The 18,257-nt window shown below is 46.5% G+C and carries 15 protein-coding genes; 11 read left to right on the forward strand and 4 right to left on the reverse strand.

The annotated features are described in order from the left end of the window. Positions 1 to 115: 115 nt before the first annotated feature. Positions 116 to 1,351: an ABC transporter permease gene (locus KN811_RS15875; protein ID WP_187965793.1), complete on the reverse strand. Its 1,236-nt coding sequence runs from the start codon at positions 1,349 to 1,351 to the stop codon at positions 116 to 118. 178 nt (positions 1,352 to 1,529) lie between these two features. Here KN811_RS15875 and KN811_RS15880 point away from each other — a divergent pair, with 178 nt between their 5' ends. Beyond that, positions 1,530 to 2,738 carry an exo-beta-N-acetylmuramidase NamZ family protein gene (locus tag KN811_RS15880; RefSeq protein ID WP_187965822.1) on the forward strand — a complete coding sequence of 403 codons (1,209 nt, stop codon included), beginning with the start codon at positions 1,530 to 1,532 and terminating at the stop codon, positions 2,736 to 2,738. 244 nt (positions 2,739 to 2,982) lie between these two features. On the opposite strand, the gene asnB is transcribed toward KN811_RS15880, so the two are convergent. Beyond that, complete coding sequence (gene asnB / locus KN811_RS15885; protein WP_187965794.1) at positions 2,983 to 4,644, reverse strand: asparagine synthase B; 1,662 nt, start codon at positions 4,642 to 4,644, stop codon at positions 2,983 to 2,985. A gap of 279 nt (positions 4,645 to 4,923) precedes the next feature. Between asnB and KN811_RS15890 the strand changes: the two genes are divergently transcribed. From KN811_RS15890 to KN811_RS15935, 10 genes are all read left to right on the forward strand, one after another. After that, positions 4,924 to 5,886: a helix-turn-helix domain-containing protein gene (locus KN811_RS15890; RefSeq protein WP_187965795.1), complete on the forward strand. Its 963-nt coding sequence runs from the start codon at positions 4,924 to 4,926 to the stop codon at positions 5,884 to 5,886. Positions 5,887 to 6,187: 301 nt separating this feature from the next. Further along, the gene (locus KN811_RS15895) at positions 6,188 to 6,724 is read left to right on the forward strand and encodes a collagen-like triple helix repeat-containing protein (RefSeq protein WP_187965796.1); all 537 of its coding nucleotides are present in this window, start codon (positions 6,188 to 6,190) and stop codon (positions 6,722 to 6,724) included. Between the two features lie 11 nt (positions 6,725 to 6,735). Then, positions 6,736 to 7,164: a lipocalin-like domain-containing protein gene (locus KN811_RS15900; RefSeq protein ID WP_187965797.1), complete on the forward strand. Its 429-nt coding sequence runs from the start codon at positions 6,736 to 6,738 to the stop codon at positions 7,162 to 7,164. A gap of 684 nt (positions 7,165 to 7,848) precedes the next feature. Continuing rightward, the gene (locus KN811_RS15905; RefSeq protein ID WP_216334891.1) at positions 7,849 to 8,373 is read left to right on the forward strand and encodes a collagen-like protein; all 525 of its coding nucleotides are present in this window, start codon (positions 7,849 to 7,851) and stop codon (positions 8,371 to 8,373) included. 465 nt (positions 8,374 to 8,838) lie between these two features. Further along, positions 8,839 to 9,375, forward strand: coding sequence for a collagen-like triple helix repeat-containing protein (locus KN811_RS15910; RefSeq protein ID WP_187965798.1), 537 nt, complete (start codon positions 8,839 to 8,841; stop codon positions 9,373 to 9,375). Between the two features lie 152 nt (positions 9,376 to 9,527). Next, positions 9,528 to 10,505 carry a trypsin-like serine peptidase gene (locus tag KN811_RS15915; RefSeq protein ID WP_187965799.1) on the forward strand — a complete coding sequence of 326 codons (978 nt, stop codon included), beginning with the start codon at positions 9,528 to 9,530 and terminating at the stop codon, positions 10,503 to 10,505. Between the two features lie 23 nt (positions 10,506 to 10,528). Continuing rightward, positions 10,529 to 11,488, forward strand: a complete 960-nt coding sequence (locus tag KN811_RS15920) for a TolB family protein (protein WP_187965800.1) — start codon at positions 10,529 to 10,531, stop codon at positions 11,486 to 11,488. Positions 11,489 to 11,571: 83 nt separating this feature from the next. Then, positions 11,572 to 12,357 (forward strand): hypothetical protein, encoded by a 786-nt coding sequence (locus KN811_RS15925; RefSeq protein WP_187965801.1) that lies wholly within the window; start codon positions 11,572 to 11,574, stop codon positions 12,355 to 12,357. 396 nt (positions 12,358 to 12,753) lie between these two features. After that, positions 12,754 to 13,278, forward strand: coding sequence for a collagen-like protein (locus tag KN811_RS15930; RefSeq protein ID WP_216334893.1), 525 nt, complete (start codon positions 12,754 to 12,756; stop codon positions 13,276 to 13,278). A gap of 485 nt (positions 13,279 to 13,763) precedes the next feature. After that, the gene (locus KN811_RS15935; RefSeq protein ID WP_187965803.1) at positions 13,764 to 14,327 is read left to right on the forward strand and encodes a hypothetical protein; all 564 of its coding nucleotides are present in this window, start codon (positions 13,764 to 13,766) and stop codon (positions 14,325 to 14,327) included. A gap of 136 nt (positions 14,328 to 14,463) precedes the next feature. Here the strand turns inward: KN811_RS15935 and KN811_RS15940 are convergent, their stop codons facing one another. Beyond that, positions 14,464 to 15,405 (reverse strand): GSCFA domain-containing protein, encoded by a 942-nt coding sequence (locus KN811_RS15940; RefSeq protein ID WP_187965823.1) that lies wholly within the window; start codon positions 15,403 to 15,405, stop codon positions 14,464 to 14,466. Positions 15,406 to 15,491: 86 nt separating this feature from the next. Next, complete coding sequence (gene alaS, locus KN811_RS15945; protein WP_187965804.1) at positions 15,492 to 18,104, reverse strand: alanine--tRNA ligase; 2,613 nt, start codon at positions 18,102 to 18,104, stop codon at positions 15,492 to 15,494. Positions 18,105 to 18,257 lie beyond the last annotated feature (153 nt).

Raw genomic sequence — 18,257 nt, forward strand, 5'->3', positions numbered from 1 at the left:
GTCCTAAGTCCTATCTCTTACGTCCGATTCATACGGCTTCCTAACAAAGTTACAAAGATTTTGAGTTGGATGCCGGATTGTCGGAGATGATATATTGAAAATCCATCACCCCGGATCAGTCAAAACGCATGGCTTTGGCGGGGACTATTTTGGTAATGATATAGGATGGCACAAGTAACATCACAAGGCAAAGGAGCAATGTACCGATATTGAGAAGTACAATATATACCGGGCTGATATACACCGGAGCTTCGGTAACGTAATAGGTTTCCGGATCGAGCGACACAAAGCCGAAATACTTTTGCAGCAGCAGCAGGCCTATTCCAATGACATTGCCCCAAAAGATACCCACGGCGATCAGGTAGGCTGCATTGTAGAGAAATATCTTGCGAACGGTCCAGTCATCACTCCCCAGGGCCTTGAGTATACCGATCATCTGGGTGCGCTCCAGGATCAGCACAAGCAGTGCGGTGATCATATTAAAGCCCCCTACAATGATGAGTATACCGATGATAACAGCGATATTAAAATCGAACATCCCCAACCATTCGAAAATGGACGGGTATTTGTCCAGTATGGTCTCGGAATCGAGGGTAGAAAGTGTTTTGCCGTAGACCTCATTCCCTTTTTCCTCTATATCGTCAAAATCGTTGACAAACACTTCGAAACTCCCCACTTCATCCTTCGCCCACCGGTTCATCCGTTGTATGTGGCGGATATCTGTAAATATGTATTTGGCATCAAATTCCTGGAAGCCGCTGTCGTAAATCCCGGTGATCTCAAACACCCTTTGGTTAGGTATCGTACTGCCTTCATCCTTCAGAAAAAAGGCATTGAATGTATCCCCCACTTTCAGTTGCAGGCGGTCGGCGAGATACCTGGACATAAGGACCTCGTTATTGAGTTTTCCGGAATAGTCGGGCAGTCTGCCTTCACGGAGATATTCCTTAAAATATTTCCAGTCGTAGTCTTTTCCCACACCCTTGGTGATGATCCCCTCAAAAGTATCTTCCATACGAATGATACCCGCTTTGGCAGCTACGGCCTGAATATGGGATATGCCTTCTATATTCTTAAATTCAGGGTAGAACTCCTGGTTTATCGACACCGGCAGCACAGAAACCTCAGATTCGTTATTGTCGTAATTGTATATCTGGATATGCCCGTTGAATGCCGCTATCTTTTCGCGGATCTTGTGCTTGAGGCCTACACCGGTGGCGATGGCCACCAGCATCACCACCAGGCCGATAGCGATAGCCATGATGGCAATTTTTATAATTGGTGCCGATACACTACTTTTATAGTCTTTGGACTTTATAATGCGTTTCGCTATGAAAAACTCTAAATTCAACAGGCCCTTTTGGTTTACAAACCTCAAAAATACACTTTTCCTTCGACATAAGTTTATCCTGAACCTCGCAAAGGATTCAGAAACCGTCTCTCAATTTATCCCGGAACGAAAGTTAAAAACAGGGGATGTAAGGTTTTTTCCATCTGCTAACGGCGAAGCACACACCTTTGTTGTAAAAATGATGTTATTTCTCTTCGTAGCGACTTCATGTGGCAATAATGCCTCTTCCAAAAATTCCCATAGCCCGGCTGTTTCTCCTTCTGAAATTGCTCCCATAGAAGTGGGTGCCAACCGCACTGCGGAATATCTCCCGCTTATCAGTGACAAACGCGTGGGCATCGTGGCCAATCCGACCAGCGTGATCTTCAGGGACGGTAAATCCCGGGAACATACACATCTTGTAGACAGCCTGGTAAAGCTGGGTGTAAATGTACAAAAGGTATTTGCCCCTGAACACGGTTTCCGGGGTACGGCCGATGCCGGTGAAAAAGTTAAGGACGGCAAGGACCCGAAGACAGGGCTCCCCGTGATTTCGCTCTACGGAAGCAACCGCAAGCCCGGACCGGAACAACTGGCGGACATCGACGTGGTTGTTTTCGATCTCCAGGATGTCGGTGTGCGCTTTTACACCTATATCTCTACCCTGCATTACGTTATGGAAGCCTGTGCCGAAAACAACAAGCCACTGATCGTCCTGGACCGTCCCAACCCCAATGGCCATTTCGTGGACGGCCCCATACTGAACCCGAAATACAAGAGTTTTGTAGGCATGCACCCTATCCCTGTGGCCCACGGCATGACCATAGGCGAATATGCCCGGATGATCAACGGGGAAAAATGGCTGGCCAGGAGCATGCAGTGCCCATTACAAGTAGTGGCTTGTGATAACTATACCAAAGACATGCCCTACGACCTCCCCATAAAGCCTTCTCCCAACCTGCCGAACGCACAGGCGGTCAACCTGTATCCCAGCCTCTGTTTTTTTGAAGGGACCAACGTAAGTGAAGGCCGGGGAACTGAAAAGCAGTTCCAGGTATATGGCTCTCCCGATCTCCCGGAAACAAAATACAGCTACAGCTTTGTCCCCAAACCCAATTTCGGGGCCAAAAACCCTGAACACAATGGTAAATTGTGTTACGGGGAGGACCTGTCAAAAAACGGAAGGCTGAACCGGATAGAATTGAAATGGCTTATACGGGCGTATAACAATACCGCAGGGAAAAGTGCTTTCTTCAATAAATTCTTTGTAAAACTCGCCGGCACGGAAACACTGCAAAAACAGATCGAGGACGGAACACCCGAAAAAGACATCCGGAAGAGCTGGGAAAAGGGACTGGAGACATATAGAACGGTGAGGAAAAAGTATCTGCTCTATAAGGAATCGTGATGTTCTTGAACGTCCCAAAAGTTTAAAAACAAAACATCATTCCTAACTGTCGCCCTGAGCACAGTCGAAGGATTGTTTCAGAATCCCATCACGCTGATCGGACAATCGCGTTATGGGACCCTGAAATCGAAGATTCGGCAAAGCCAAACAAGTTCAGGGTGACGAAAAAATATAAAACAAAATCGCCCGGAAAGCTGTTTCTCCCCGGGCAATTTCTCATATAATGATTGGTTGCGCTCTGTGTTTATACAACAGTTTTGGCCTTTTCCGTGGCAATAGAAGTATCGGCCTTGACGTGGGCGGCGTTGGCACGTCCGCTGGGGTCGGTGTTCTCCTGCCATTTGGGAATCCATCTCTTTACCGTTCTGGCAGCACTTTCCTGCGGGAAATGCTTGTGGAAGATGTCCCTGTAAAAATACGCTTCTTTCGTAGCCGGGGTGTTTACGGGATACTTTTCAGAAGCCCTGGCCATTTCTTCATCGGTCACCTGTGAGGCACAATGAGCTATCAGCATGTCTATCCAGTTGTAGCCCACCCCATCGGAGAACTGTTCTTTTTGCCTCCACAATACCTCATCCGGCAGGAAAGGGTGTTCGGGAGTATCAAAAGCCTTTCGCAAGATGTATTTCTCTATGCCGTCATAGGTCTTCGGTTGTTTGTGTTCCGGCTTTATTTCCATCGCAGTTTGCAGGAAAGCCTTGTCCAGGAAAGGCACCCTGGCTTCCAGCCCGTGGGCCATTGTGCTTTTATCGGCACGGAGGCAGTCGGCTGTTGACAATCGCTGTACCCGGTCTATGGTCTCTTTCTGAAAATCTTCTGCAGAAGGTGCATTCCTGAAATAAAGGTACCCCCCGAAGATCTCATCGGCCCCTTCACCGCTCAGTACTACTTTTACCCCCATATCGGTAATGGCTTTACTCATAAAATACATCGGGGTGGATGCCCTGATAGAGGTTACATCGTAAGTTTCCAGATGCCATACCAGTTTTTCCAGGACCTTTATCCCTTCTTCTATGGTGAAGTATAGTTCGTGATGTTCTGTCCCCAGGTATTCTGCCACTTTTCGGGCGGCGATAAGATCGGGTGCTTCGGCATCCAGTCCTATGGAGAAGGAATGCAGCTTTTGCCCGGTGCCTTCCAGCAACCTGCAGGCAATAGAAGAGGTCAACGAGGAATCGAGCCCCCCGGAAAGCAATACTCCCAGAGGCACATCACTCATCAATCTTTTTTTTGTAGCTGCAATAAGGCTTTCTCTCAGTTTTGTAAGATCCAGCTCTTCCGTAGCCGTTTCATGATCGAACCATTTCGGGGTGAAATAGCGTACAAATCCTGTTTTCGGAGTATAGAAATGCCCCGGAGGAAAGGCCGCAAATTCCACACACTGGTCGGCTATGGTCTTCATTTCAGAAGCGAAATACATCCGGCCTTCGGCATCCGTCCCGTAATACAGGGGCTTTACTCCTATCGGGTCTCTTCCGGCGATAAAATCGTCTCCGTCGATCACTACAAAGGCAAAAACGCCATCCAGTTTATCGCAGAAATCATAACCGAACTCTTCATACAGGTGTACGATCACCTCGGAGTCGGAAGTTGTCCGGAAGCTGTGCCCTTTCAGGACTGTATCTCTCAGCTCCTTATGGTTATATATCTCGCCGTTGTGCACCATCCAGGCGCTATCGGTCCCCTGAATGGGCTGTTTCCCGGTATGCAGGTCTATAATGGAGAGCCTTTCATGGCTCAGCAAGTGTCCGTTTTCAGTGAGGTGCAGATCGCTTTCATCCGGCCCGCGATGGCTCATTCGTTTCGACATTTCCCCGATCAGCGTAGTGTTCAGCGCAGGTTTTCTTTCAATGCTTGCACCTTCCTGAGCATATGCTCCGTTTATCACTGCTAATATTCCACACATAACTCTTGTTGTTTAAGTTTCTAATTACAATGCAAATATTATGTTTAACTTTCAATTATAAAACTAATAAATTAAAAACAGTTTCATTAAATAACAAAAATATTATACATTTATATATTTTTGAAACAAAAATATTGAGAAAAGGTTTCTAAATGAATAAATTGTAAGGAAGGGCATTCAAAAATGGGGAAATCTCCCCTTACATCCCTTGTTCCCGGCTGTTATATTTGCCTCTGACTGTTGATTTAAAGAACAGTTCCTTCAAAAATACGTACCTTTATGTTTGTATTCACTTCATCGGGGCCGGACATGGAAATCACGGATCATAGGATACTTGGGCTCAACCGGATATTCTCTGAACAGGAATTGCTGGACATCAGCGAGAGCCGTACGCATATCATCTCCATACTCAGTTATTTTGCCACTTCCCTGTTCGACAAGAACAATGTAGAGGACGTATTATGGGACATTACGGAAAACTGTATCGGCCGACTGGGGCTGGAAGACTGTGTCATTTACCTGCTCGACAAACGCAAGAGCTTACTGGTACAAAAAGCAGCCTATGGTAATAAAGAGTGTGGCGAAAGAAAAATACTCAGTCCCATAACCATTCCCCTCGGACAGGGTATCGTGGGCCATGTGGCCGTTACGGGGCAACCGGAGATTGTGGAGGATGTTACGCAGGACCGTCGCTATATCCTGGATGATCTGCAACGGAACTCGGAACTTACCGTGCCCATAATGCTGGACGGAAGGGTTATCGGCATCATAGATTCCGAACATTCCGAAAAAGATTTTTTCACTCCTTATCACCTCTTTCTCTTTGAGCTCATCGCCCAGCTCGCGGTAAAAAAACTGGCCCATATATCGCAGGACAGCCGCGGCAGCTTTACGAATGATAACGCCTACTACAAACAGCTCTGTGCCCTGCTGGAAAAGGAAAAGATATACCGGGACGAAAACCTGAGCCTCTCTGCTGTTGCAGAACAACTGAGCATAAGCGCCAATTACCTTTCCCAGCTCATCAACTCCCTTAGCAACAGTAACTTTCCCGACCTGATAAACCGATATCGCGTTAAAGAGGCCATGAAATGGCTTACCCATCCGGATTATAAAAACTATACGGTAGCAGGCATCGGATATGAATCGGGGTTCAATTCTACTTCTGCCTTCTATGCCGCTTTTAAGAAACATACAGGGATCACCCCCACAGAATACCGGAATACCGGGAATGTATCCTGATCTTTTGACTTTCAAATATCCCGGACACCTGTTTCCGGGTGTCTTTCTTCCTTTGTTATAGCGTTTAAGGTCCCGGAAAAGGGAAAACCATCAAGGCACAATTATGGGCTTCCCTTTTCTTTCCGGTGCCAACATCATTATTCAACATGTTCCCGAAACACAAGAGGCTCTTTAAAACGACTTATTATGAAATGCCCATAAGCAAAACCTTCATACCAACCAACATGATTACTTTGGGCATTACATCTGACCATTAAAATTTATGGTGAGCTTGTAGAACTAACAAATAAAAAATAAACAGATGGAAACGAAAATTTTTTATGGCATACTGTTGTTATTCAGCATATGCCTGGTAGCATGTGAAGGTGAAGATGGCCCTCCAGGCGAGCAGGGACCCCAAGGTGAACAAGGCCTGCAAGGTGAACAGGGAGAACAAGGCGAGCCCGGCACGGCCAATATCATGTATTCTGACTGGATTCCCATAGACTGGAATGTTTTGGACGGAAATGCGGTGAAAAGAATGGATATCGATATTCCACAAATCACAGAAGGGTTTTTAGACGAAGGAGGAATTGTCCTCTTTTTCGTAAGGCAAACCGATGTAGTTTACAGTGTTCCCATGTCCAGGAACAATTATACGTTGTATTTCCTGGTTTCGGGAATAGGCCATGAGTTAAGGTTTCTCGCCAGCAGAATTGAAGGCCTCAGCGGTAATATAAACGTTTCCTGGATACAGGAAGTGCGTTACGTTTTGATCCCCGACGGAATACCCCTGCAGGGCCAGTCAGACCTGAATAATTACGAAACGATCAAAAGCTACTTTCAAATAACGGACTAAAAACAGCAATCATGAAAGCTCCTAAACCCATCATCTTTCTTTTGACCTTCGCACTGTTGCTTTCCTGTGGCAGTGACAACGGTCCGGAAAAAGCCATGCCTGCTTCCGAAGAACTGATCGTAGGACACTGGACTTTAAATGAATACATAGACAACGGAACTCCGAAACCGCTTACCGATTGCAATAAAAAGTCCTTTTTTGAATTTAAAGCAGATGGCAGCATTCATGCCATATTCTATGAGGGCTCCCCCTGTACGTTCGACTCAGAATCGACAGGTGAATACAGTTTGCCAGACGACACTACGCTTTTTGTAACCTCGGGAGGAAATTCGGCAAACCACACCATTGTTTCCCTGACCGAAACAGACTTAAAATTACTGTATAGTTCCGGGGTGCAGTTAAACTTTTTAAGGGAACCTGCCGGAAATCCGGTCAATTAGGCATACCCCCCCTTCGCCCGATAGGGAACAGGCAGTATCAGGGCATAATCCATTTGTTTCTTTTCCGGTTTAGAACAAACCCGTATGGCTTAGGTATCCTGTCTTAGTAGCTATGTTGCGACATGTTTCCGGAATCGCCACCCTACCATACGGGTAAAAAATACCACTGCATCACCTATTCTTCTCTGAAAAAATGGAAAAGGAGGAAACAAAAAAGCTCCCCCTCTTCCTACTGCCCCAAATTCAACAGCTCCAGGTCACTGTCCAAAATTACCCTGCCTATATCACGTTGGCACCGTGCAAAACCCGAAAGGATCGTTTTACATCTTGAGAGCTTTTATTAAGTTATACCCGAAAGCATGCTAAAAGTCCCAATCTTTTTTACATTTTTTTGATATTGAAATTCACTTTCCAAGGGCCAAAAAATACCTCGGCATCCTTCAAAGGCAAACATCTCCTGGTTTTTGACTTTCAGCAATACAGGACATCCGTCCTCTTCCTGTTATATTTCTATGCCGCCAGATATAATACACCCAAAAAAGGGGATATTTCCCCCGACATAACAGGGAAATACCCCCTTACTGCGGAGGCTACGAACAAATACATTTGCGACCATTATTAACCATATCCCGGTTTAGCCGGGACATTAAAACAACTATTATGACGACCAAACTTTTTTATTGTATGTTATTATTATTCGGAATGAGCTTTCTGGCCTGCGACGACGGTGAAGACGGGCTTCCGGGAGAACAAGGGCCCCAAGGTGAACAGGGCCCTCAGGGAGAACAAGGGCCTCAGGGGCCCCAGGGCATTGAAGGTAATGCCAATGTAACCAAGTATATTTTCGGAGAACACGATTTTTCATTAAGTTCCAATGTTAGCCTGGACGTTCCGGGTGTTACCGAAGACGAGATCAAAGAGAGTTCATGGCATGTATATATGGTACGGCCCGGAGGAAATGTATACCCTGTACCCGGATGGGCGGTAGACGGAAAAACGGAATACCGGGTCTATATGCTTCATGTACCGGCAAACAATGGTTCGGCACGTATTGTGGTCAACATAAAAAATGGCACCGGAGAGATCTATTCCGAAATTATTGTTATCCGGGTGCTTTCCAGTAATACGGAAGACCTGAGCAGTAAAGGGATGCTACCTGATATTGACTTCAGGGATTATGAAGCCGTAAAAGCCCATTACGGCCTCTAAAAGGTGAGGGCTGGATACCGTGCGAAACGAACTGAGCATTGACCACAACCTCAAAATAAGGCAGATCACCGGATCCAAAAAACCGGTGGGTAATTCATCATTATGGCATTTCCCGGATATGGGACGGGATTGAAGTAAATCCGAATATTATCCGAAATCCCGGAAACACCCGTAAAAAGAAAAACCGTAAGATCAAAAGCGCAATACTGTTTTATATGCCTGTCCCCGGCGCCCGTCTATTGTGACGGGCGCTTTTGGTTTACGGCAAAATCTATCCTGATTTTTTGACTTTCAAAGATCCCGGACATCCGTTTTTCGGGACCTTTTTTCCTTTACTACACCATTTAAGGTCCCGGAAAGGGGAAAACCTCCAAAGCATAACCGTAATTCATCCTCTTTCTTTCCGGTGCCAAAGCAATAATTAACCATGCGCCCTACAACAGAGACAAGCTAAAAACTACAATTATGAAAACGAGATTTTTTTATGGCATACTTCTGTTATTTAGTATGTGCCTTATAGCATGTGAAGGTGAAGAGGGGCCTCCCGGAGAGCAGGGACTACAAGGTGAACAGGGCCCTAAAGGAGATCAAGGTGATCCCGGTAATGCCAATGTAAAAGTCTATACCAAGGATATTGCAGGGCTTACCTGGACAGAAGTGGCCGCTCACCTGCAACTGCAGATCGATGCCCCTCAGGTGCTTACCGCCGAAGTGGTAGATAACTATGTGATACTCGTTTATGTACGGTCAACCGACTACAGCAGTTGGGCCTTGCTTCCTTATTATACCGAGCGTAACATACGGGTACAGGCTAACATACAAATAGGAAAACTCACCTTAAAACGCGATCAGGATGGTAACCCTTACACTCAGTCTAATTTTTCAAAGGTTCGCCTGGTACTTATTGAAAATACCGAAAATGATATTATCAGTCAAATGCCGGAGAACGTAGATCTGAAAAATTACAGCGAAGTAAAACGACATTATCAACTATTAGATTAATTCATTATTAAAATCTCAAAGCAAGGCAGATCACCGGATCTTAAAAACCGGCAGATAATTTATCATTATGACATTTCCCGGATATGGAACGGAATTGAAGTAAATCCAAATATTATCCGAAATCCCGGAAACACCACCAAAACCATGAAGCCATGAAAACTTTACACCACCTCCGCAACAGGCTAATGCTCCCGGGCCTTATATTGGCCCTGACCGCAACAGCCTGCTCCGAACTCCTGCCGACTCCTGACGTCTCGGGAGAGGATTGTAACAATGTATGCACTGCGTACACCATGGTCATCGGTTGCGATAACCGGGCCGAAAAACCAGAATCGGTAGATGCTGCCACCACAGAACCCTGGAGCTTTACAGGGCAATTTTACAAGAAATCACCGGAAGGAAATCCGGTACCGCACTGCACCGGAGTGCTAATTGCCGACCGCTATATACTTACGGCTGCACATTGCCTCTACAATCAGGGAAACAATCAACTCGGTTTTGCCCTGGCCCAGGAATATGAATCCCTGCGTCCGTATGGCACTCATGGTGTACGGCGGGTATTCGTGCCCAAAAAGTTCAAGATATCAGACAGCGAGTCCTTCAGGGCCTACGATTATGGTATCGCCGAGCTGTGGGAACCCATTCAGGGGGCCACTCCTGCTCATTGGGGATATGTAGACTGGGATATACTGAAATTTAAATTTGCAAGTACGGCTGGCTATCCCGGCACTATACCGGGAGGAGGAAAGAATCTGTTGAATACCCCCTGGATCACCAACGGAGATTACTATAACCAGCAACCCTTTGGATTGATAGACAATAACCAGGCAGGATTGCTCTATACCGACCTTGACGGTTCGGGCGGCCAGAGTGGATCGGCGGTATATTCATTTCTGTTTCCCGCCGAACATTCGGGAAATGGCGTTATCCGAAAGGTGACCGGCATTCTTATCGGAAGCCCGGTTTCCGCCTGCGAAAATGATCAGAACTGGGTTTCCCGCCTTACTCCGGAAACCGTGGAACGCATAGAAAATGCCATGACCTATGGCACCGGCCCCATTGATCTTTCATGGGAGGTCATTGATATTCCGTTCAGCCCTACCTCAGGCCCTGGCAAAGCATGGCCATAAAGTAACATCAAAACCTTATTATTATGAAATCAAAAACTGTTTTCCGCACATGGACTATCCTGGCCTCATTGGCCATGATCGTTTCCTGTGAAAAAGAAGAAGAGGATCTCCTGCAACCCGAATACAGTATCGGGGATCTTAAGCAAAATCCTGTTACTCCCAAAAATAATGGCCGGATCGCATTTACAACTTTCCGCGACGGCAACTGGGAGATCTATGTAATGGACACGGATGGTAGCGGCGTGACCCGCCTTACCGATCATCCGGCTCTCGACAACCAACCGGCGTGGTCGCCCAATGGTAAACAGATCGCCTTTGTGAGTGTCCGTGATGGCAACCGGGAAATTTATGTGATGAACGCTGATGGAACCGGTATAACAAGGTTAACCGATGCCCCGGGCGACGATATCGATCCGGTTTGGTCGCACAACGGCAATAAAATTGCTTTTGCAAGTGATCGCGACGGCAACCTGGAGGTTTATGTAATGAATGTTGACGGTAGTGAACAGACTAACCTCACCAACCATCCGTCTCCCGACCGTGATCCGACGTGGTCGCCCAACAGCCAATATATCGCGTTTACCAGCAGCAGAGATGGCAATGGAGAGATTTACAGGATGAATGCCGATGGCAGTGACCCGGTTAATCTCACCAATCACCCATCTTTCGACCGCAGCCCGGCCTGGTCGCCCAACGGCCCTAATGGCAAAAAGATCGCTTTTGCGAGTGATCGTGACTTCGGGGGCAACCGGGAGATCTACGTAATGAATGCCAACGGCAGCAGTCAGACCAGACTGACCAATGATTCAGCATTTGACGATTTGCCGGCCTGGTCACCCCATGGCAAACAGATTGCCTGGTATAGAAATTCTCCAACTACTAACGATATCTATGTGATGAACATCGATGGTTCCGCACAAACCAACCTTACCAACCATCCGTCAGTTGAGCGGGATCCGTCCTGGGGAAAGGCGAAAAAATAAAAAAATCGGGTTCTCTGCCAAACAGTAAATCATAAACAACAAGGTCTAACCAGCCTCTTTTTGAGGGGTGCCAATTTGAGAAAATGATGAAAACTACAAAAGCGCCAAAAGTAACCCTACTGCTTTTGACAGCAGTAATAATCACTGTTTCCTGCAACAAAACTGACGACCCGGGATCCGAATTGCCCGAAGCCAGCTGCAGTATCGTAGAGCGCACTTCCGTAAAAGGAAATAATCAACCCAGTGTTACACAGATCAACTACAACAATGATGGCAGTCTCAGTTCGGCAAACATTACCCGCTCAAACTATAACAGCCAGGCCGCCTGGGACTATGCGCCCCATAAAATTATACACGAATGGTATAATGACGATAAAATCGTAAACAAAAAATACATCGACCTGGACGCAAAAGGCGATCCTGTTAAAATCATCATTGATTTTTATGATAACAATGGAGACGTTTACCACACCAATATGATCTCCTTTGAATATAACGGACAGCGACAACTGATAAAAAGTGTGCTGAAAAGCGGCAACGATCCGGAAACTGTCACTAACTATACCTGGGCCGGAGGAAATATGATAAAAGCAGCAGGTGAAAATTATACGGACACCTATGAATATTATACCAACCTGCCGATCCAGCAGGCCGATTATACAGCCCTGCCTTATGAGTTGAGCAGCGGGATCCGGTTCTTCAACAATAAAAACCTGCTCAAATCATGGGACAGCCAGGGCAACGGGTTTGTAAGAACCTATAATTATCAGTTTGACGCAGATGGAAAGATCAGCAAATACACCGTGAAGCAAACGGCAAACAATGTGACCGAAGATACTGAAGTCTCATTTGAATATATATGTAAATAGCCGGTGAATCTGTAACCGGACCATGATGAAATGCACAGAAGGAGGCAAAAAGGCGAATAGTTGGTATTAAAAATTTTTCCGAAGGATCTAAAAAAACCCTTGTACACCTGCAAAACGAAACCGGCTTCCCGTACTCGTCGTACAAGTTCCGAAGACTTATTTTAACACCTTTTGAAAAAGTTAATATATCCTGATATTTTGACTTTCAATGATCCCGGACATTCATTCTTCCCGCCCGTTGTTTCTTTGTTATGCTTTTAAGGCCCCGGAAAGGGAGAAGGTATCCAGGGCCCGGACTTCTCCCTTTTCTTCCGGTGCTGTAAGGATTACTAACCGGTGCCCGCTATACTCGGGTACAAAAAACTACTCACTATGAAAACTAAAATTTTTTACTGTATGTTTTTATTACTTGGGGCCGCTTTTCTGGCCTGCTCCGACGGCGAAGACGGCCTTCCCGGAGAACAGGGACCGCAAGGTGAACAGGGGCCACAAGGCCCCGCAGGGCCACAAGGGCCCCAGGGTATTGAAGGTAATGCCAATGTAACCCAATATACCTATGCGGGGAATGATTTCTCTCTTAACAGCGATGTTGTTTTAGATATTACCGGTATTACCGAAGATGAGATGAACCAAAGTGCCTGGCTGATCTATCTGATACGGCCCAGCGGAAATGTATACCCTGTACCCGGTTGGGGATTGTCCGGAAACACCGAGTACCGGGTTTATAGATTCTACCTTGGATCCAACGGAGGCACAGCGCGTACAACGGTTACCAGGCAAAGTGGCCCGGGTGAGGAGTATGAGCAGATCATTGTCATCCGGATCGTTTCCAATAATATGGAAGACATGAGCAAAGGACTGCAATTACCCGATATTGATTTTAGCGATTACGAAGCGGTAAAAGCCCACTATGGCCTTTAACCAGGAAAAATTACGGCAAAACGGCATTATAGGTATGCTCCGCTTCCCCGAATAAAACAGAAGCCGGATAAAAAGCAGGCAGGTAATCCATCAGGCGGTATTTCCCGGAACGGGCTGGGACCAAAGTGAATACAAACCTCATCTCAAAACCCGGAAACGGCCCGAAAAGAGAAACCGCAGGATCAAAACTAAATGGTGTTACCTGCCTGTTTCGGGCTCCTGTCTACCGAAAAGAGTCCGGAATCCAACAAAACCTGTCCCGATTTTTTGACTTTCAAAAATACCGGACATCCGTTCGGGCAATCCTGCTTTTCTTTATCACACCATCCGGCAACCTCTTTTAACACCGTAAAAAGGGGAAAAACCCCTATTAAAAAAGGTTTTTCCCCCTTACCCCGGAGAATTATGGATCATAGATTTGCATCGATTAATAACCTCCCGGTTTGGGTATTATTGAAATGACCGGGGCTTTAAAACCATGAGTTATGAAAACAAAACTTTTTTATTGCATGTTACTATTGCTCGGAATGAGCTTTGTGGCCTGCTCCGACGGCGAAGACGGCCTTCCCGGCGAACAGGGACCACAAGGCGAACAAGGCTTACAAGGTGAACAGGGAGAACAAGGCGAGCAGGGCGAGCCCGGCACGGCCAATGTCATCTATTCTCAGTGGGCATTTTTACAACACGCTACCCGGGATACCATTGTTGATGGTAGTCATATGAAAGTAAATCATATCAATGCCCCGGGTCTTACCCAGGATATCGTGGACAATGGCCTTATTATGGTATATATGAAGTTTGGCGGTACTGCATATGCCCTGCCCTATATAAGTGATGCGGGCGGCAAGCCCAGTGAGATCAATTTCCGGTCACAGGTGGGCAAAATATTTATCACCCGTTTTGCCTTTGACGACAGCGGTAGTGTAAATATTGGCGGTAGCCTTCAGTTCCGCTATATACTGGTACCGGGAGGCATGCCGGCTACACAGGCCAGGCTCAACTATGCTGACTACAATGCGGTAAGCGATTTCTACGGGTTTAAGGATTGATCAAGGAGTGTTTCTTAGTTCGGAGTTTTGGAGTTTTTAGTTGGGGAGTTACACCCCTCTGCCTTCGGTATCTCCCCTAAAGGGGAGACAAATCATCTTTTTGACTTTAAATTTTCTAACTAAAAAACTCCAAAACTCATTCAAACCAGATATGTGGAACTCTGGCCTGCAGGCGTGATATACGCTCCTGCAGGCTTTTTAAAAACTTCTGATGCTGTTCAGAAGACGGGGCAAAGGGTTTATGAGCCAGGCCTTTTTGTATGGCATCGACCTCTTCCATAACCGGAACGGCTTCGGGTGATATCCAGGCCAGGGTAAACTTCTCCCAGATATAATCTATTGCTGTTTGGTTAGGATGGATCATATCTTCGGCATAGAACCGGTAGTCGCGGAGTTCGTCCATCATAATTTCGTAGGATGGAAAATAGGCCTCTTTCTTCAAAACATTATGCAGAGCTGTAATAAGATGGGCTTTGCTGCGCTGGTTTTCTACAAAGCCGTCTTTTACATGACGTACCGGGGACACGGTGAAGACAAACTGAACACCCGGGTTTACGGAACCTATATGTTTAATGGCCCCTTCTATACTTTTCTCTATGGCCTCTATCGGGGCCAGTTCCCTGACAAACTGTCGTTGCGGCACTTTATGACAATTGGCCACCAGGAGCCCCGAGTCTTTCAGGCGATACCCCCAGGCTGTTCCCAGGGTAATGACTATATGTGTTGCATTTTTAAGATAATCTGCCGTATGGTCCAGAGCCTTGTTGAGACGGGACAATACAGCTTCCCGGGAATTTCCGCTCATCACGGAGTGTGCATCAAAACAATGCCACCGTCCGTTATGTTCAAAAACAACTTCTTCGGTATATTTTTGCCGGGCGGTCACCCGCGCTGTAAAATTCTCCAGGGCACCAGGATGAAACAGTATCCCGAAGGGGTTTTGCAGGCAGGGAAACTTAAAATAGTCGAGTTTGCTTCCCATATTCTCTACAAAGCACGAACCTAACAATAACAGTCTCGAATCGTAACTGATACGGTTCTTTCCGGGTGATACGGGTATTTGCGTCTGGAGTTTCAGAGTTTTTTAGTTTTGGAGTTCGGAGTCTTGGAAGCTTGGAGTTTTTACACATCAACTCCCCAACTCCAAACTATTTTCAACGATCGTCATTTCACAAACTCCCGGGCCTTTTCGAGGGCTTGTGGAATGCCTCCTGGGTTTTTGCCTCCGGCGGTGGCAAAGAAAGGCTGTCCGCCTCCGCCGCCTTGTATATATTTACCGAGTTCCCGGACCACCTGTCCGGCGTTCAGGTCCCTTTCTCCGGCCAGTTCTTTCGAAATGTAGCAGGCAAGCAGGGCTTTGCCGTTCTGTTCCGTAGCCAATAATACAAAGAGGTTCTGATGTTCTTTTCCCATGGCAAAAGCAAGATCCTTTATTCCGGCAGAGTCCAGGTCTACGCGGGTAGCGAGGAAACGTATGCCGTTTATATCTTCCAGCTGGGCAGCCAGGTCGCCCTTCAGGTTCTTTGCCTTGTCCCTGAGCAAAGTTTCTACCTGTTTTTTCAGGGTGTTGTTCTCTTCCTGCAGCGAAACAATGGCTTTAACCGGATCCTTGCCATTTTTCAGGATCGTCTTTACTTCTTTAAAGATATCGGCCTGGGTGGTAAAATATTCCTTGGCGGCATCCAGGGTTATGGCCTCTATCCTACGGATACCCGCTGCCACGGCACTTTCTCCTGTAATGATAAAATGCCAGATATCTGCCGTGTTCTTCACATGAGTCCCTCCGCAGAGTTCCATGCTCTCCCCGAAACGCACAGCCCTTACCGTATCTCCGTACTTCTCTCCGAAAAGAGCCAGTGCTCCCTCATCTATGGCTTGCTGATAGGGGATGTTCCGTTGTTCTTCCAGAGGAAGTTGTTCCCTGATCCTGGCATTTACAAAATCTTCTACGGCCTGCAACTCCTCCGGGCTCACCTTGCTGAAATGCGAAAAATCAAAACGCAGGTGGTCATTGTGTACCATCGATCCCTTCTGTTCTACATGGTCTCCGAGTACAGTTCTTAATGCCTGGTGCAACAGGTGTGTGGCCGAGTGATTGGCCGCTGTTCTCCTGCGCTGGTTTTTATCTACCACCGCCTTAAACCTTCCCTCCACATTCCGCGGCAGGCTCTTGGTATAATGAACGATAAGGTTATTTTCCTTTTTGGTATCTACGATATAAGCCACATCTCCATTATCCGATTCTATGTAGCCCTTGTCTCCTACCTGTCCGCCTCCTTCCGGGTAAAACGGCGTCAGGTTAAAGACCACCTGGAACATATCGCCCTCCTTTTTACTGCTGACAGCCCTGTATTTGACGATCTTTACATCGGTCTCCAGGGTGTCGTAGCCTACAAACTCTTCTTCATCATCTTCAACAAGGACCACCCAGTCGCCTGTGGTTACGGAAGTAGCTGCACGGGATCGTTCCTTTTGCTTTTGTAATTCTTTTTCAAAACCTTCTTCATCCAGGGTATATCCTTTTTCGCTAAGGATAAGTGCCGTAAGGTCTATCGGGAAACCATAGGTATCGTACAATTCGAACGCCTTTGCCCCGGAGATATTTTTATCTTTCGCATTAGCTATAATGGTATCGAGCAATACCAATCCCTGGTCGAGCGTCTTTAAAAAGGATTGTTCTTCTTCCCGGATAACATTGACCACCAGGTTCTTTTGCGATTTTATTTCAGGAAATGCCTGGTGCATCTGGTTGCTCAGGGTATCCACGAGCTTATAGATAAAGGGTTCTTTCTGATCGAGGAAGGTAAACCCGTAACGGATAGCCCTTCGCAATATCCTTCGTATCACATAACCTGCCCCGGTATTGGACGGTAGTTGCCCGTCGGCAATGGCAAAAGCTACGGCCCTGACGTGGTCGGCGATCACCCGGACGGCAATATCTACCTTTTCTTCTTTTCCGTATTTAGAATTTGTAATAGCCTCAATTTCCCTGATAAGCGGGGTAAAGACATCGGTGTCATAATTGCTCTGCACTCCCTGCAGCACCATACACAGGCGCTCAAATCCCATTCCGGTGTCTACATGCTGTGCGGGCAGTTTTTCCAGGGAACCGTCTGCCTTGCGGTTAAATTCCATAAATACGAGGTTCCATATTTCCACTACCTGTGGATGATCCTGGTTCACCAGTTCCTTGCCCGGCACTATGGCCCGTTCTTCCCCGGAGCGTATGTCGATATGTATCTCGGAGCACGGGCCGCAGGGACCCTGGTCGCCCATTTCCCAGAAATTGTCTTTTTTGTTCCCGGGAATGATCCTGTTCTCAGGGACTATTTCTTTCCAAAGTTTATAAGCCTCGCTATCTTCAGACAGACCGTCCTCGTCCGAACCTTCGAAAAAGGTGACATACAATCTGTCTTTATCTATATTGAGATCCTCGGTGAGTAGCTCCCATGCCCACGCAATAGCCTCTTTTTTGAAATAATCGCCGAAACTCCAGTTTCCGAGCATCTCAAACATGGTATGATGGTAGGTATCCTTGCCCACTTCTTCCAGGTCATTGTGTTTACCGCTCACACGAAGGCATTTTTGCGAATCGGTAACCCGGGACGTTTTCGGCTTTTTGTTTCCCAGGAAGTATTCCTTGAACTGGTTCATTCCCGCATTGGTAAACATCAGCGTAGGATCGTCCTTCATAACCATCGGAGCCGATGGGACCACGGTGTGTTGTTTTCCTTCAAAAAACTTAAAAAAACGGCTTCTTATTTCCTGTGATGTCATTCTGTGCTTTTTATTGACATTAATAATATGCTCTTCTGAATACGGACCAATAATACAACAATATATCCTGTATTTTTATTTTTGTCAGGGCCCTGCAACGCATTTCCCCGGATCTTAACCTTTTCTAAAATTATTGTAACTCAAAAACAATTT

It is taken from the genome of Sinomicrobium weinanense (assembly GCF_018863395.1).
GTDB classification, from domain to species: domain Bacteria; phylum Bacteroidota; class Bacteroidia; order Flavobacteriales; family Flavobacteriaceae; genus Sinomicrobium; species Sinomicrobium weinanense.

What these genes read in the sequence shown, in the direction of transcription:
- KN811_RS15880 (WP_187965822.1), top strand. Translation starts at nt 1,530, where the DNA reads ATGATGTTATTTCTCTTCGTAGCGACTTCATGTGGCAATAATGCCTCT.
- asnB (WP_187965794.1), bottom strand. Translation starts at nt 4,644, where the DNA reads ATGTGTGGAATATTAGCAGTGATAAACGGAGCATATGCTCAGGAAGGT.
- KN811_RS15890 (WP_187965795.1), top strand. Translation starts at nt 4,924, where the DNA reads ATGTTTGTATTCACTTCATCGGGGCCGGACATGGAAATCACGGATCAT.
- KN811_RS15895 (WP_187965796.1), top strand. Translation starts at nt 6,188, where the DNA reads ATGGAAACGAAAATTTTTTATGGCATACTGTTGTTATTCAGCATATGC.
- KN811_RS15900 (WP_187965797.1), top strand. Translation starts at nt 6,736, where the DNA reads ATGAAAGCTCCTAAACCCATCATCTTTCTTTTGACCTTCGCACTGTTG.
- KN811_RS15905 (WP_216334891.1), top strand. Translation starts at nt 7,849, where the DNA reads ATGTTATTATTATTCGGAATGAGCTTTCTGGCCTGCGACGACGGTGAA.
- KN811_RS15910 (WP_187965798.1), top strand. Translation starts at nt 8,839, where the DNA reads ATGAAAACGAGATTTTTTTATGGCATACTTCTGTTATTTAGTATGTGC.
- KN811_RS15915 (WP_187965799.1), top strand. Translation starts at nt 9,528, where the DNA reads ATGAAAACTTTACACCACCTCCGCAACAGGCTAATGCTCCCGGGCCTT.
- KN811_RS15920 (WP_187965800.1), top strand. Translation starts at nt 10,529, where the DNA reads ATGAAATCAAAAACTGTTTTCCGCACATGGACTATCCTGGCCTCATTG.
- KN811_RS15925 (WP_187965801.1), top strand. Translation starts at nt 11,572, where the DNA reads ATGATGAAAACTACAAAAGCGCCAAAAGTAACCCTACTGCTTTTGACA.
- KN811_RS15930 (WP_216334893.1), top strand. Translation starts at nt 12,754, where the DNA reads ATGTTTTTATTACTTGGGGCCGCTTTTCTGGCCTGCTCCGACGGCGAA.
- KN811_RS15935 (WP_187965803.1), top strand. Translation starts at nt 13,764, where the DNA reads ATGAAAACAAAACTTTTTTATTGCATGTTACTATTGCTCGGAATGAGC.
- alaS (WP_187965804.1), bottom strand. Translation starts at nt 18,104, where the DNA reads ATGACATCACAGGAAATAAGAAGCCGTTTTTTTAAGTTTTTTGAAGGA.